The sequence below is a fragment of the Palleronia marisminoris genome, assembly GCF_900172315.1.
Taxonomy (GTDB): Bacteria; Pseudomonadota; Alphaproteobacteria; order Rhodobacterales; family Rhodobacteraceae; genus Palleronia; species Palleronia marisminoris.
On record NZ_FWFV01000002.1, the window covers coordinates 158212 to 173303 of the forward strand.

At 67.7% G+C, this 15092-nt stretch carries 14 protein-coding genes; 9 read left to right on the top strand and 5 right to left on the bottom strand.

All coding sequences use genetic code 11. The features are described 5' to 3' along the window. Positions 1-6: 6 nt before the first annotated feature. Positions 7-816 carry an ABC transporter permease gene (locus PAM7066_RS04415; protein ID WP_085852935.1) on the bottom strand — a complete coding sequence of 270 codons (810 nt, stop codon included), beginning with the start codon at positions 814-816 and terminating at the stop codon, positions 7-9. Between the two features lie 112 nt (positions 817-928). Here PAM7066_RS04415 and PAM7066_RS04420 point away from each other — a divergent pair, with 112 nt between their 5' ends. Continuing rightward, complete coding sequence (locus tag PAM7066_RS04420) at positions 929-1525, top strand: GcrA family cell cycle regulator (protein WP_085852936.1); 597 nt, start codon at positions 929-931, stop codon at positions 1523-1525. A 17-nt stretch (positions 1526-1542) separates the two neighbouring features. Here the strand turns inward: PAM7066_RS04420 and PAM7066_RS04425 are convergent, their stop codons facing one another. Further along, positions 1543-2736, bottom strand: a complete 1194-nt coding sequence (locus PAM7066_RS04425; protein WP_175484572.1) for an ROK family transcriptional regulator — start codon at positions 2734-2736, stop codon at positions 1543-1545. A gap of 196 nt (positions 2737-2932) precedes the next feature. On the opposite strand from PAM7066_RS04425, the gene PAM7066_RS04430 reads away from it, so the two are divergent. The 4 genes from PAM7066_RS04430 (at position 2933) to PAM7066_RS04445 (ending at position 8433) form a co-directional block, all read left to right on the top strand. After that, positions 2933-3376 carry a KH domain-containing protein gene (locus tag PAM7066_RS04430; protein WP_085852938.1) on the top strand — a complete coding sequence of 148 codons (444 nt, stop codon included), beginning with the start codon at positions 2933-2935 and terminating at the stop codon, positions 3374-3376. 140 nt (positions 3377-3516) lie between these two features. Next, a complete protein-coding gene (locus tag PAM7066_RS04435; protein ID WP_085852939.1) occupies positions 3517-4770 on the top strand; it encodes an aspartate kinase in 1254 nt (417 codons plus the stop codon). A 240-nt stretch (positions 4771-5010) separates the two neighbouring features. Continuing rightward, positions 5011-7269: a phosphoenolpyruvate--protein phosphotransferase gene (ptsP, locus tag PAM7066_RS04440; protein ID WP_085852940.1), complete on the top strand. Its 2259-nt coding sequence runs from the start codon at positions 5011-5013 to the stop codon at positions 7267-7269. A gap of 69 nt (positions 7270-7338) precedes the next feature. Further along, the gene (locus PAM7066_RS04445) at positions 7339-8433 is read left to right on the top strand and encodes a PAS domain-containing protein (protein WP_085852941.1); all 1095 of its coding nucleotides are present in this window, start codon (positions 7339-7341) and stop codon (positions 8431-8433) included. An 18-nt stretch (positions 8434-8451) separates the two neighbouring features. Here the strand turns inward: PAM7066_RS04445 and PAM7066_RS04450 are convergent, their stop codons facing one another. Together PAM7066_RS04450 and PAM7066_RS04455 are read right to left on the bottom strand one after the other, a co-directional pair. Further along, positions 8452-9228, bottom strand: a complete 777-nt coding sequence (locus PAM7066_RS04450) for an EcsC family protein (protein WP_085852942.1) — start codon at positions 9226-9228, stop codon at positions 8452-8454. Beyond that, entirely contained in the window at positions 9225-9734 is a 510-nt protein-coding gene (locus PAM7066_RS04455) for a GNAT family N-acetyltransferase (protein WP_085853283.1), read from the bottom strand. The genes PAM7066_RS04450 and PAM7066_RS04455 overlap by 4 nt, the downstream gene beginning before the upstream one ends. Before the next feature lie 73 nt (positions 9735-9807). Between PAM7066_RS04455 and PAM7066_RS04460 the strand changes: the two genes are divergently transcribed. Beyond that, entirely contained in the window at positions 9808-10413 is a 606-nt protein-coding gene (locus PAM7066_RS04460; RefSeq protein ID WP_085852943.1) for a flavin reductase family protein, read from the top strand. Between the two features lie 93 nt (positions 10414-10506). Here PAM7066_RS04460 and PAM7066_RS04465 read toward each other — a convergent pair whose 3' ends face one another. Continuing rightward, on the bottom strand, positions 10507-12465 hold the full coding sequence (locus tag PAM7066_RS04465) for a bifunctional 2',3'-cyclic-nucleotide 2'-phosphodiesterase/3'-nucleotidase (protein WP_085852944.1): 1959 nt from the start codon (positions 12463-12465) through the stop codon (positions 10507-10509). A 79-nt stretch (positions 12466-12544) separates the two neighbouring features. Between PAM7066_RS04465 and PAM7066_RS04470 the strand changes: the two genes are divergently transcribed. The 3 genes from PAM7066_RS04470 (at position 12545) to PAM7066_RS04480 (ending at position 15092) form a co-directional block, all read left to right on the top strand. Beyond that, the gene (locus PAM7066_RS04470) at positions 12545-13546 is read left to right on the top strand and encodes a zinc-dependent alcohol dehydrogenase family protein (RefSeq protein ID WP_085852945.1); all 1002 of its coding nucleotides are present in this window, start codon (positions 12545-12547) and stop codon (positions 13544-13546) included. Between the two features lie 72 nt (positions 13547-13618). Then, positions 13619-14488, top strand: a complete 870-nt coding sequence (locus tag PAM7066_RS04475; RefSeq protein WP_085852946.1) for an S-methyl-5'-thioadenosine phosphorylase — start codon at positions 13619-13621, stop codon at positions 14486-14488. A 64-nt stretch (positions 14489-14552) separates the two neighbouring features. Further along, positions 14553-15092, top strand: coding sequence for an adenine phosphoribosyltransferase (locus PAM7066_RS04480; protein WP_085852947.1), 540 nt, complete (start codon positions 14553-14555; stop codon positions 15090-15092).

Consider the following 15092-nt stretch of genomic DNA (forward strand, 5'->3'; position numbering starts at 1 on the left):
AAGAGGTTACGCCTTCAGGCGGTAGCCCCGGTGGAACCACGCGCAGGCGACGGCCACCAGCACCGCTGTCACGCCAAGGCAGACCACGACGCCCAGAAGCGGCGGCGCGTCCGAGACGCCGAGCGTACCGTAGCGTGCCCCGTCGATCAGGTAGAAGAACGGGTTGAGGTGGCTCGCGGCCGTTAGTGCCGGCGGCAGTGCGTCGATCGAGTAGAACGTGCCCGACAGGAACGACAGCGGCGTGATGATGAAGTTCGTGATCGCCGACATCTGGTCGAATTTCGACGCGTAGATGCCCGCGAGGATGCCCAGCGCGCCCATCATCAGCGCCCCGAGCAGGACGAACAGAAGGAACACGAACGGGTGCGCCATCCCGGTGCCCAGCACCACGACCATCACCACGCCGATCACCACCGCAACGAGGCCGCCGCGCGCGACGCCCCCCGCCAGATAGCCCGCGGTCATCTCCACCGCCGAGAGCGGCGGCATCAGCGTGTCGACGATGTTGCCCTGCACCTTCGCCGCAAGAAGCGACGAAGAGGTGTTGGCGAAACTGTTCTGGATCACGGTCATCATCAGAAGGCCTGGCGCCATGAACTGGACGTAGGGCACGCCCATCACGTCTCCGCGCGTGGGGCCGATGGCGATGGCGAAGACCGCGAGGAACAGGCCCGCGTTGATGAGCGGCCCCATCACCGTCTGCGCCCAGATGGACAGGAAGCGGCGGCACTCGCGCTCGGCCAGGGTCATCATCCCCAAACGGTTCCAGCGCCCGAAACGGCGCACCCCCATCGGCGTGTCGGGTCTGTCTGACATGGGGCGGCTCCTGCTCGGGTTGTTATGGCCGTGACGGATGACTAGAATAGGCGTTCAACGAATTTCTCAAGCGGCCGCAAGGGGCCGCTTTTCTCCGACCGAGGTAAGCGACATGTCCTGGACCGACGAACGCGTCGAGCTTCTCAAGAAGATGTGGAACGAAGGCCAGTCGGCCAGCCAGATCGCCAAGGAGCTGGGCGGCGTCACTCGCAACGCGGTGATCGGCAAGGTGCACCGGCTGGGCCTGTCGAACCGCAACCAGGCCGGCGAGGTCGAGGCCCCCGTGCTCGAGCCCTCCGCCCCGGTCGAACCCGTGGTGGCCGAACCGGCCGAGCCCGCGCCGCGCGCCGAGCCTGTCGAGGCGGCGCCCGCCGTCGAAACCGACGACGCAGATGACGAGGACGAGCAGGACGCGCCGATCCCCGCGCGCCGCCAGATCGTGCCCGCCGGTCAGCCCCTGCCCCCGCAGCCCTCGGCGAACGAGATCAGCGCAGAGGCCCTGGAAACCGTGCGCGAGGTCGAGAAGAGCTCGAAGCGGCTGACCCTGATGGAACTGACCGAGCGCACCTGCAAATGGCCGATCGGTGACCCCGCAAGCGAGAACTTCTGGTTCTGCGGCCTGCCCGTTCAGTCCGGCAAACCCTATTGCGAGGCGCATGTCGGCGTCGCCTTCCAACCCATGTCCTCGCGCCGCGACCGGCGTCGGTAGGACGGGCGCAGGCGCGCTCAGACGAGAAACCGCGCGGCCAGCGGAAGCGAGGCCGCGCCGATCGCCCGGGCAACGGGACCCACGGTGCCTTCGCGAATCTCGGGGTGTCCGAGACCCGCGAAATCGGCTTTGGCGACGTGCTCTGCCACGCCCCGGACCAATCGGGCGCGGATGGAGGCGGGAAGATAACCGTCGATCCGTACCGCCCGCACGTCGGTCAGCGACACTGCCGTCACCACCGCCTGGGACAGGGCCGGCACGGCCTGGGCCAGCCAGTCCTCGACCTCTGCCTCGACGCTCGACCAATCGAGCGGCAGTGTCAGCAGAGGCTCGAGTTCCTTTCCCGCATCGACGATGCGGCGACCCAGCCCGTGCAGCGACGCCAGGTCGTATAGCAGGCGAGTGCTGCCATCCGGCTGGGCGATCGGGATCGCTCCGACGGCACCGGCATTTCCCGTCGGACCGGTGAACACGTGGTTGTCGATAACCAGACCGCCGCCGACGAAATAGCCGATGAAGACGTGTAGAAACGTATGAGGGACCTCGCCCCGCGCGCCGAAGACCAGTTCGGCCGCGCCACCCGCCGCTGAATCGTTGATCGACTGCACCCTGTAGCGGCACCGTTCGCCCAGTTCGGCGACGAAATCCCTCTCGCCCCACGCCGATAGCTGCTCGTGCGGGACGCCCGTCTCGTCCGCCCAGTGGCAGATGCGCGCGGGCATCGCTACCCCCAGCCCCTGAACCCGGCTTCGCTGGACCGCGTCCAATCCATCTTCCAACGCATCGACCGACGCGAGCACCGCGTCCAGAACGGCGTCGAACTCGGGTTGGTCGTAGATTTGCCGGTCACTCGCGCGAATGGACCCCGTCATGTCCACGAGCACGTGCTCGATCCAGCGTCGCCCGACAGAAGCGCCGTGGAAGAACGCGGCGTCGGGGTTGAGCCGCATCGGCACCGAGGGCTGCCCGACCTTGCCGCGGCGCGGGGCCTCGCGCAGCAGCATTCCGTCCTCTTCGAGGGCCCGCATGATGACCGACACGGTCTGCGCCGACAGCCCGGTCAGGCGCGCGATCTCGGCCTTCGCAAGCGGCCCGTCGCGGCGCAGGATCGACAGCACGAGACGCTCGTTATGCGCGCGCACGCCGGTCTGGTTGGTGCCGCGCATGAGGGCGCGGGTCGGGTCGGATGCTTCGGTATCATTCTGAACCATGTGGGCCCCTTGAGCGGGATTGTTCAGGCACCCGCCTTCTCGCCACGGCATCGCGGGCATGAAAAGCGAGGCTCTGTTGCATTCTCAGGTGCTAAGCGCTTTCCTCGGGAAAAGCGATACCGTACCCACCCTCACGTACGCCACCCGCCGCCATCGCACTACCCGTGGCGGCGCCGCATCCCGAGGCGACACCCGCATGACCGATCGAATTTTCCCGAACCGTCCCGCCGCCTTGCGTGGCCTCGCCATGCTTTCGATCCTTCTCGGCGCGTTCGCCACCCCCGTGTCGGCCGAGGAAAGCTGCTGGAAGATGGACGGCGCGACGTTGCGCCTTTCGCTCGAAGGGCCCGAGCGGGTGCTGCGTTACGAAGGGCCGCCGGCGGCTCTGTCGGACCTCGGGGTAGAGGCAGGCGACCTGCTTTTCCGTGGCCGCGAGGCGGACGGAGATCTTTCCGGAACGGTCCGTTCGGTCAGCCCGGATTGCCCCGGGGCCGACGTGACCTTCCCCGTCGAAGGACAGATCCATGGCGGGCGGAACCGGATCACCCTGCGCGGTCCGCGCCCCCTGCTGTCGCAATGCCGCGCCGATGGGACCGCCGCCGCCGAGACCCTCGTACTCGATCGGCGACCGGACTGCTGAGGACCATCAGGGTCCTGAACGCTGCCGATCGTCCGGCTTCTTCGACTGTTCCGCACTCGGACGACCGCTTTGTCGGCGGTCGCGACGGAAACCTTCCCTTGCACCCGCCCCCCCCTCTTCCTATGAGGCGCGCGGACCATATGGAGGGGCGGACCGTGTCGCGTCTCGTGATGAAATTCGGCGGCACCTCGGTCGCCACACCGGACCGCATCAAGCGGGCCGCCAAGCGCGTGGCGCGCGAGGTGGCGAATGGGCACGACGTGATCGTCATCGTCTCGGCCATGGCCGGCAAGACGAACGAGCTTGTCGGCTGGGTGGATCAGATCTCGCCCATGTACGACGCGCGCGAATACGACGCGGTCGTGTCGTCGGGCGAGAACGTGACCGCAGGCCTCATGGCCCTGACCCTGCAGGAGATGGATATTCCCGCGCGGTCCTGGCAGGGCTGGCAGGTGCCCTTGAAGACCAACGGCGCCCACGGCGCCGCGCGGATCGAGGATATCCCCACGAAGAACCTCGACGAGAAGTTCGGCGAGGGCATGAAGGTCGCGGTCATCGCCGGCTTCCAGGGGATCAGTCCCGAAGGCCGCATCACCACGCTGGGCCGCGGCGGATCGGACACCACCGCCGTCGCCTTCGCCGCGGCATTCGAGGCAGTGCGCTGCGACATCTACACCGACGTCGACGGGGTCTACACGACCGATCCGCGCATCACCGCCAAGGCCCGCAAGCTGGACCGCATCGCCTTCGAAGAGATGCTGGAGCTGGCCTCGCTCGGGGCGAAGGTGCTTCAGACCCGCTCGGTCGAGCTGGCGATGCGCTACGGCGTGAAACTGCGTGTGCTGTCGAGCTTCGAGGAATATGATGAGACCGCGGGCACGCTGGTCTGCGCGGAGGACGAGATCATGGAATCCAATGTCGTGAACGGCGTCGCCTATTCCCGCGACGAAGCCAAGATGACCCTGCTGGGCGTCGAGGATCGCCCCGGCATCGCCGCGGCGATCTTCGGCCCGCTGTCCGAGGCCGGGGTGAACGTGGACATGATCGTCCAGAACATCTCGGAAGGTGGCAAGACGGACATGACCTTCTCGTGCCCCGTCAGCGAGGTCGCGCGCGCGAAGCAGGCAATCGAGGCCGCCCACGAGGCCGGAAACTTCGAATACGGCGAGCTCGTCGTGGATGACAACGTCTCGAAAGTGTCGGTCGTCGGCATCGGGATGCGATCCCATGCCGGAGTCGCCGCGAAGATGTTCAAGGCTCTGCAGAACGAGGGCATCAACATCCGCGTCATCACCACCTCCGAGATCAAGATCTCGGTCCTGATCGACCGCAAGTACATGGAGCTCGCTGTTCAGGCGCTGCATGACGCGTTCGAGCTGGAGAAGGCGCGGTAAGCGGCGGTAGCGCAGGCGTCTCGAAACGAAGTTGCGCCGCCGGGCGATGTCCGCCCGCGGCGATCGGGGTTCCAGAAATCGATGCCGTGGCTTGATCCGCGACAGTCCGGTGCCGACCGCGTAGCGGGCAAGGACGCAACCGCAAGGCGATCCGGGGCAATGTTCTTTCGCCGGGCGGGACGGTGGCCTATACAAAGGCACAAGCTCAAAAAAGGGCGGCAGAGGGATGGACCTGCGACAATGACGCAGCAGAGCAGTGAATCCGAAAGCCGCAAGCTGCTCAAGCGCCTGCGCGACACCCTCGCCGAGGAAAGCGAGGGGCAGGAGCGGCTCGACCATATCACCTCGATCATCGCGGAATCGATTCGGACCGAGGTATGCTCGATCTACCTGTTCCGCGACGCCGACACGCTGGAACTCTGCGCCACCGAGGGGCTGAAGCCCGAAGCCGTCCACCAGACGCGGATGCGCCTGGGCGAGGGCCTGGTCGGCCGTGTGGCCCGGCTGGGGCGCAACATCAACGCCGCCGACGCGCCCGCCACCAAGGGCTTCCGCTACATGCCCGAGACGGGCGAGGAGATCTATTCCAGCTTCCTCGGCATCCCGATCCAGCGGCTGGGCGAGAAGCTGGGCGTCCTCGTGGTCCAGTCGAAGGACGCGCGCACCTATACCGACGACGAGGTCTACGCGCTCGAAGTCGTTGCCATGGTGCTGGCCGAGATGACCGAGCTGGGCGCCTTCGTGGACGAAGGCGCCGCCCTTTCGGCGCGGCACCAGCACCCGGTCCTGTTCCGCGGCCTCGTCGGGCAGGAAGGCACGGCCGAGGGTCATGTCTGGCTGCACGAGCCCCGCGTCGTGGTCACCAACCCCGTGGCCGAGGATTCCGAGGCGGAAAAAGAGCGCCTGACCGCCGCGATCGAGAAACTGCAGGTCAGCGTGGACGACATGCTGGACCACGCGAAATTCGCCGACAAGGACCAGCACGACGTCCTGAAAACCTATCGCATGTTCGCCCATTCCCGCGGCTGGCTGCGTCGCATGAGCGAGGATATCGACCGCGGCCTGTCGGCCGAGGCGGCCGTCGAGAAAGAACAATCGGCCGCCCGCACCCGCCTGCAATCGGCCAACGACGCCTATATCAGCGAGCGGATGCACGACCTCGACGACCTGTCCCGCCGGCTTCTGCGCATCCTGACCGGCCAGGGCACCGAGACCGGCGCCGAGATGCCGCCCGACCCGATCCTCATCGCGCGCGACATCGGGCCGGGCGACCTGCTGGACTATGGCCGGTCACTCAAGGGGATCGTGCTCGAAGGGGGCTCGGTCGGGTCACATGCCGCCATCGTCGCCCGCGCGCTTGCCATTCCGCTGGTGATCCACACGCGAGACATCACCACCGAGGCGCTGAACGGCGACCAGATCCTTGTCGATGGCGAGCAGGGCATCGTCCACCTGCGCCCGGAAGACAACATCGTCTCGGCCTTTCGGGACAAGATCGCCATGCAGGCCAAGGCGCAGGAGCGGTATGCCGACCTGCGCGGCCAGCCGGCGCAGGCGCTCTGCGGCACGACGATCGCCTTGTCGATGAATGCGGGCCTGATGGCCGACCTGCCCTCGCTCGAGGGATCCGGCGCCGACGGAGTCGGCCTCTTTCGCACCGAATTGCAGTTCCTCGCCAACCGCAGCGTCCCCAAGCGCGGCGACCTCGCCCGGCTCTATGCGCGCGTGATGGACGCGGCCAAGGGAAGGCCGGTGGTATTCCGCACGCTCGACATCGGGTCTGACAAGGTCCTGCCCTACATGAAGCGCGTGGAAGAGCCGAACCCGGCCCTCGGCTGGCGCGCGATCCGCGTCGGGCTCGACCGCCCCGGCATCATGCGGATGCAGCTCCAGGCCCTGATCCGCGCCTCGGCAGGTCGGCCGCTGCACGTGATGTTCCCCTTCATCGCGCAGCTCGACGAATTTCGCACCGCGCGCGACATGCTCGACCGCGAGATCGCCCACGAGCAGAGCCTGGGCCACACCCTGCCAAGCAAGGTCCGCGTGGGTGCCATGGTCGAGACGCCCTCGATGGCCTTCGCCTCGGCCGCCTTCTATGCCGAGACCGATTTCATCTCGATAGGCGGCAACGACCTCAAGCAGTTCTTCTTCGCCGCCGACCGCGAGAACGAGCGTGTCCGCCGCCGCTACGACACCCTGAACGTCAGCTTCCTGAACATCGTGCAGATGATCGTGGACCGCTGCGCAGAGGCCGACGTTCCCGTCAGCTTCTGCGGCGAGGATGCGGGGCGCCCGCTGGAGGCGCTGGCGCTGGCGGCAATCGGGCTGCGGGCGCTGTCGATGCGCCCCGCCTCGATCGGGCCGGTCAAGCACCTGATCCGCCGCGTCGATCTGGCCGAGGCGCATGACGTCATCGCGGCCGCCCGCGCCCGTGGCGATCAGAGCGTCCGCGATCCCCTGAACGCCTGGCTGACCGACACGCTGACCCGAGGGAACTGATCGCGCGGGCGTCCCTTGCATTTCCTGCGCAAAGCGGCGACCTTCTCAGGGCAATTTCAGTAAAGCATCATGCCTGACAAATCCTTTTCGGAAGACACTCTCGAGGCCAGTATCGGGAGCTTTCCCACCTCGATGGTGTTGAGCGACCCGCATCTTCCGGACAATCCGCTGGTTTTCGTCAACGGCGCCTTCGAGAAGCTCACGCTGTACCCCTCGGATGTCGTCATCGGCCGCAATTGCCGCTTCCTGCAATGCGACGACACCGATCCCGACACGGTTCGCGAACTGGGCGAGGCGATCGCGGCCGAGCGGGATGTGAGCGTCGACATCCTGAACCGCAAGGCCGATGGCTCGACCTTCTGGAACCGCCTCGTCGTGACCCCCGTGCGCGACGACATGGGCGACGTCCGGGTGTTCCTCGGCATCCTGACCGAGATCGACCACCCCGAGACGGGCAATGCCGCGGCGATCGATGACGAGAGCCGGCAGATGCTGCGCGAGTTGCAGCACCGGGTGAAGAACCACCTCGCCATGGTCGTCAGCCTCGTCCGGCTGCACTCGCGACGCGAGGTGACCAAGGAATCCTTCGAGGCGCTCAGCCACCGCATCCAGAGCCTCGCGCTGCTCTACGAAGAGCTGTCGCCCCATGGTGCGGTGATGGGTGGCGCGCAGACGTTGGCGGGGGGCGCATATCTCAGCCGGGTCGCCAACACGATCGGCGGGCTGGAAGGCCGCACGGCCATCCGGTTGAACGTGCTCTGCGACGAGGTCGAGTTGAGCGTCGAGACCGGCGCCCGGCTTGGCATGATCCTGACCGAGTTCATCACCAACGCCTTCGAGCACGCCTTCAAGGGCCGCGACTCGGGGCTCGTCCAGGTGACCCTGACCCGGATGGAGGGCGACCATGTGCGCCTGCGTGTAGAGGATGACGGGATCGGCCTGCCCGATGGCTCGACCTGGCCCGACAACGCGCCCAGCCTCAGGAACCGCACGATCGAGGCGAAGGAGGCAGACGGAACGCTGGACACCCGCGGCAACAAGCGGGAATCCGGCGCCGGCGGCAGCATCGTGCGCGCGATGGTCACGCATATGAAGGGCGATCTGAACGTCACCAGTTCCGAGTCCGGCACGATCGTCACGCTCGACTTCCAAGCGGACGCCTGATCCGCGCCCGAACGCCGGCTAGAGGCTGATCTCGCGCGGGGGCTCGGCCCTCAGCCGGAACTCGCGCAGCAGCGTCTCGACCTCGACCCCGCCATCGCGAGCCAGAGCGCGGAGGCCGAAATAGACGCGCGCCATCTCCTGGTAGTAGCTGGTGAAGGCGTAGTTCGTCGCCGCACCCGCCGCGGCCCCGATCACCGGCACCGCCTGCGCGGCCAGCTTCTGGCCCATGACCGTCGCCAGCCGCGGCGCGACCCGCGCGATCACCCCGTGGACCGCCGGACCCGATAGGGCGATGCGCGTCGTCAGGAAGGCCATGTCGGTCCCGTCGTCGCGCGATAGCGGCCCCGCGGCAGCGAAAACCTGCATGCATTGCGCCCGCACCACCGGGTCGGTCACGTCGAATCCCAGCTCGTCCGCGATCCCCTGGATGGCGCGCAGAAGCACCGTCGTCGTCACCGGCAGTTCAGCCAGCGCGGTGGACAGGCCTCCGGCACCGCCGACAGCGCCCATGGCCGTCGCGGCCACGGTGTTCAGCCAGTCGGGCCGGTCCGCGACCCGCCCGCGCGAGAACTGCGCGGCGTCGAACGCGGTTTCCAGCGCGCGGCGCGTCGCCCGGTCGAGCCCCTGTCGCACTCCCATCGGTAGCCGGCCCAGCAGGTCGTCGGTCTGGCCGCCGATCATGCTGAGGACCTGCATCCCCACGCCGTCGGCGGTGCGGAAGCGCTTGGCGAGCCGGTCCAGCTCGGCGGACATCTCGGGCGAAATCTCGTCGTATTCGGCAGGTGTCGTTGTCATGCTCGCATAGATGTGGCTTGCGCCGCGTCTTTCCAAGACGTCACGGGACCGGATATTCCGACCCAGGCGTCGGGCACCAGATCGAGCCCCAGGACGCGGTCGGGATTCGTCGGCGGCGGCATCTCGACACCGTCCAGCCGTTCGAAGCCGAAGCGCCCGTAATAGGGCGCGTCCCCCACCAGCATCACCCGCGCATGACCCAGACCCGCCGCACGGCCAAGGCTCGACTGGATGAGCAGCGCGCCCAGCCCCTCGCCCTGCCGCGTCGGGTGCACCGCCACGGGCCCCAGCAGAAGCGTCGGCGCGCCGCCGGCCCTCACCGGCCAATAGCGGATCGCGCCGCCCACTATTCCGGCCTCGTCACGCGCGACGAGGCACAGGGGCTTCACGGGCTTTACCCCGTCCCTCAGCCGATACGAGGACAGAAGCTCGCGCCCGGGCGCGAAGCTCAGGTCGTAGAGGGCTTCGACCTCCCACCAATCGTCCGGCCGCTCGACAGAGAGCATCGCGCGCATTCCCCCAAAGACTGGCGCGGCGCGTAGCACGACGCTACGTTCCCGGCAAACCAAAGGAGCCCTGATGTTCTACCGCCCCGAGGATGGCCACGGCCTGCCCCACAACCCGTTCAGTGCCATCGTCGCCCCCCGCCCCATCGGCTGGATATCGACCCGGGGCGCGGACGGATCCGAGAACCTCGCCCCCTATTCCTTCTTCAACGCGGTCGCCTACACGCCGCCGCAAGTCGTGTTCGCGTCCACTTCGGCCAAGCCCGACCGCGGCGACACGAAGGACACCGTCGCCAATATCCGCGAGACGGGGGCGTTCTGCTGCAACGTGGTCTCGGACGCGCTGAAGGAGGCGATGAACGAAAGCTCGGGTCCCTGGGGGCGCGAAACGGACGAGTTCGCCCATACCGGCCTGACCAAGGCGCAATGCGAGACCATCGCCTGCCCCCGCGTCGCCGACGCGCCGGCCAACCTGGAATGCCGGATGACCCGGATCATCGCGCTCGAGGGGCAGAGCAACTTCCTGGTGATCGGCACCGTCACCGGCATCCACATCCACGAGGACGCGCTGAAGGACGGCCGCTTCGACGTGCTGTCGTTCAACCCGGTCTCGCGCCTCGGCTACCGCGACTTCGCCAAGGTGACCGAGCTGTTCTCGATGCCCCGACCGGGCGAATGACCAAAGGGCGGGACCGACATCGCGGCCCCGCCCCATCTTCATCCTGCCGAAAACACTCTCGGAGGTCCGGGGGCGCAAGGCCCCCGGCCATGGTCACAGCGCGATGCGGTAGCGGAAGAAGCCCTCCTGGGCCTCGCCCATCGGCTCGATGGTCACGCCCTCGACCTGGTCGGCATAGCGCACGCCCAGGGGGCCGGTGTCGAACAGCACCGTCGTCCCCTCGAGCGGCGCGAAGGTCCAGTTGGCGTCGGCCGAGGGCGAGACCGTCCCCTGCTCGACGATGTAGCGCACGATCACGTCGCGGTTGGTGTCGGGCGCCTCGAAGATGGTGGTCGAGCCGTCGGCGCCGGGGAAGCTGCCGCCGCCGCCCGCGCGGTAGTTGTTCGTCGCGACGATGAATTCCTGGTCCTCGTCGATCGGCGCGCCCTCGAAGGTGAGGTTCTTGATGCGGTTGGCGTCCGGGTTCACCACCTCGCCCTCGCTCCCGTATTTCGAGGGCTCGCTGAGGTCGATCTGGTATTCCACCCCGTCGATCACGTCGAAATTGTAGGACGGGAAGTCGGGATTCAGAAGCTGCTGGTCCTGCTCGCCCGGCGTGACCTGGTTGAACATCCCCGCGCTGCGCTCGAGCCATTCGCGCACCGTCGCGCCGTCGATCTTCACCGCGCGAACCGTGTTCGGGTAGAGATACAGGTCGGCCACGTTCTTGATGGCGATATCGCCGGGTTCGACGTCGGTGTAGTAGTCCGGCCCGCCCCGGCCGCCGGCCTTGAAGGGCGCTGCGGCCGAAAGGATCGGCAGGCCCTCGTGCTCGGTGCCGGCCAGCATCTGCTCGATATACCAGGTCTGCGCGTTCGATACGATCTGCACCGACGGGTCATCCGCGACCAGTGCGAAGTAGCTGTGGAGCGGCGCGTCCGTCTTGCCCACCGCGCGGCGCACGTAGTCGAGCGTCGCCTGGTGGTCGTCCTCGGTCGCGTCGAGCACCGGCTGGACGCTTTCCACCGTCGGCTCGACCGAGCGATCCTCGCCGCGCAGGTAGATCGGGCGCGCCTCGACCTCGGCGCCGGCGATGGTCCAGCCGGCATCCGTCCGTTCCAGCATCAGGTCGATCAGACCCATATGCGAGCCCCAGAAGCCCGCCATGACCGCCGGCTTGCCCTGGATCGTGCCGGCTTCGGCATCGACGCCCTCGGTGCCCTCGTAGTCAGGGCCGGGGAAGACGCGGTGGTGGTGGCCGGTCAGGATCACGTCGATCCCCTCGACCGCCGCGAGCGGGATCGCAGCGTTTTCCATCATCGGCTCGTACTCGGCCGCGCCGATGCCGGTATGGGCCATCGCCACGATGATGTCGGCGCCCTCGGCCTTCATCTGGGGGACGTATGCCTCGGCGGTCTCGACGATGTCGCGGACCTCGACCTTGCCGTCGAGGTGGCTGCGGTCCCACTGCAGGATCTGCGGCGGCACGAAGCCGATGAGCCCGACGCGGACAGGGTGCGTCTCGCCCGCACCGTCCGTGACCACCGTATCGAGGATGACGTAAGGCGGCACCAGCGTCTCGTCATCGGTGGGGGTGTCGCCCAGCTGCGTGGCGACGTTCGCCGTGACGACGGGGAAGTTCGCGCCCGCGACGGCCGACAGAAGGAACGGCAGGCCGTAGTTGAACTCGTGGTTGCCCAGCGTCGCGGCGTCGTAGCCCAGCGTATTCATCGCCTCGATGACCGGGTGCATCTGGCCGTCTTCCATCCCGCGCTCGTAGGCGACCCAGTCGCCCATCGGGTTGCCCTGCAGGAAGTCACCGTTGTCCAGCAGCAGCGCGTTCGTCGCCTCGGACCGGACGCCCTCGATCAGGGCGGCGGTGCGCGCAAGGCCCGCGGTGTCGATGGCCTCGTCCGCGTAGTAGTCGTAGGGCCAGACATGGACGTGTATGTCCGTGGTTTCCATCAGTCGCAGATGCGCCTGGTTCGCCTGCGCCCGGACCGAGAACGGGTGCAGCGCGGCAGCCGCGCCCGAGGCGGCAAGGAAGGAACGGCGGGACAGTCGGATGGTCATCGTGGAACTCCTTTCACGCGGGGCCGCTTTCTACGGTGCCACCCATGACGCCGCTGTGACAGAGCAAAACGGAGACCCCATGAAAGCGATACGCTGCGTCGCCCCCGGCGGCCTCGACCACCTGACCCACACCGACATCCCCGACGCGCCCGATCCCGGGCCGGGCGAGATCCGCGTCCGCCTGCGCGCCTCGTCCCTGAACTTCCACGATTACGGGATCGCAGCGGGGATCATGCCGACCGAGGACGGCCGCATCCCCATGGCCGACGGCGCCGGAGAGGTCGAGGCCGCGGGCGACGGCGCCCCCTTCGCGGTCGGGGACCACGTGGTGTCGACCTTCTTCCCCGACTGGGCCGATGGCCCACCACCCATCGCGGATTTCTCGACCACGCCGGGCGACGGCGTCGACGGCTACGCCCGCGAATACGTCACCCGCCCGGCGCGCTACTTCACCAAGGCGCCCGAGGGCTGGTCGCACCAGGAAGCCGCCACGATCACCACCGCCGGGCTGACCGCGTGGCGTGCGCTCGTCGTGGATGGCGGGCTGAAGGCGGGCGACGACGTGCTGGTGCTGGGCACCGGCGGCGTGTCGATCTACGCGCTGCAGATCGCCCGCGCCATGGGCGCCCGGGTCTTCGCGACCTCGTCCTCTGACGACAAGCGCGCCCGCCTCGAGGAGCTGGGCGCCACGGCCACCGTCAACTACAGGACGACCGAGAACTGGGGCGCCGAAATCGCGCGCCTGTCGGGCGGCGGCGTCGATCACGTGATCGAGGTTGGCGGCCCCGCGACGCTGGCTCAGTCCATCCAGGCTTGCCGGATCGGCGGCCACATGGCGCTGATCGGGGTGCTGACCGGCCGGTCCGGAGAGATTCCGACCGCCGCGATGATGGCAAAGCATCAGCGCCTGCAGGGGCTCATCGTCGGCTCGCACGCCATGCAGCGCGACATGGTCCGCGGAATGGAGGTCACCGGCATCCGCCCCGCGATCGACCGCACCTTCGCGCTAGCCGAACTCGCCGACGCCTTCCGCCACGAGGAGTCCGGCGCGCATTTCGGCAAGATCTGCGTGTCCATCTGAGGCGCCGCGATCGCCCCTTTTCCTTCGGACGAAGCAACGCCATGCTCCGCCGCAACCGGACAGGGGGCGCATATGAGCAGAATCGCGATCATCGGCGGATCGGGCATCTACGACATGGACGGGTTGGAAGACCCGCGCTGGCAGCAGATCGAGACTCCGTGGGGCGACCCGTCGGACAAGATCCTGACCGGCCGGCTCGGCCAGACCGAGATGGCGTTCCTGCCCCGCCACGGCCGAGGGCACATCCATTCGCCGACCACGGTTCCCTACCGCGCCAATATCGACGCGCTAAAGCGGCTGGGGGTGACGGACGTCATCGCGATCTCGGCCTGCGGGTCGTTCCGCGAAGAGATGGCGCCCGGCGATTTCGTGCTGGTCGACCAGTTCATCGACCGGACCTTCGCGCGGGAAAAGTCGTTCTTCGGCACCGGGTGCGTCGCCCATGTCTCGGTCGCGCACCCGGTCTGCGAGCGCCTGCGGGACGCGGTGAAAGCCTCGGCCTCGGAGGATATCACCCTGCATGACGGCGGCACCTACCTGTGCATGGAGGGGCCGCAATTCTCGACCGCGGCGGAATCCAAGCTCTACCGGGACGTCTGGAACTGCGACGTGATCGGCATGACGAACATGCCCGAAGCCAAGCTCGCGCGCGAGGCCGAGCTTTGCTACGCAGCGGTCGCCATGATCACCGATTACGACAGCTGGCACCCCGAGCACGGCTCGGTCGACATCACCGACATCATCGCAACCCTGCAGGGCAACGCCGACAAGGCGCGCGCACTGGTTCGGGGCCTGGCCTCGGCGCTGGAGGGCGCGCACCCGGATTGCCCCCGTGGCTGCGACCGCGCGCTGGAGCATGCGATCATGACCGCGCCCGACCAGCGCGATCCCGCCCTCGTCGCGAAGCTCGACTCGGTGGCGGGGCGGGTGCTGGGCACCTGAGTGCTTGGCGCGGGTCGGACCATGCGCTAGGTCCGCCTCCGGACCATGCCGCCCGGAGAGCCCGATGAGCCAGAAGAAGACCGTCCGCGACTATATCCGGACGATCCCCGATTTTCCGAAGCCCGGCATCATGTTCCGGGACGTGACGACCCTGTTCGCCGATCCGCGGGGGTTCCGCATCTGCATCGACCAGCTGCTGGACCCCTTCGCCGATCAGCGGTTCGACAAGGTGGCGGCGCTGGAATCGCGCGGCTTCATCATGGGCGGCGCCATCGCGCACCAGCTGAACGTGGGCTTCGTGCCGATCCGCAAGAAGGGAAAGCTGCCCGGCGCCACGATCAGCGAGGAGTACCTGCTGGAATACGGCGAGGCCACGATGGAGGTCCACGACAACGCCTTCACGCCGGGCGAGCGCGTGCTTCTGGTAGATGACCTGTTGGCCACCGGCGGCACCGCCGGTGCGGGGGTGAAGCTGTGCGAGCGGCTGGGCGCCAGGATCGTCGGCTGCGCCTTTATCATCGACCTGCCAGACTTGGGCGGCCGCAAGCGGCTGGAAGAGATGGGCCTCAGGGTCGAGTCGCTCTGTTCGTTCGAGGGCGATTGA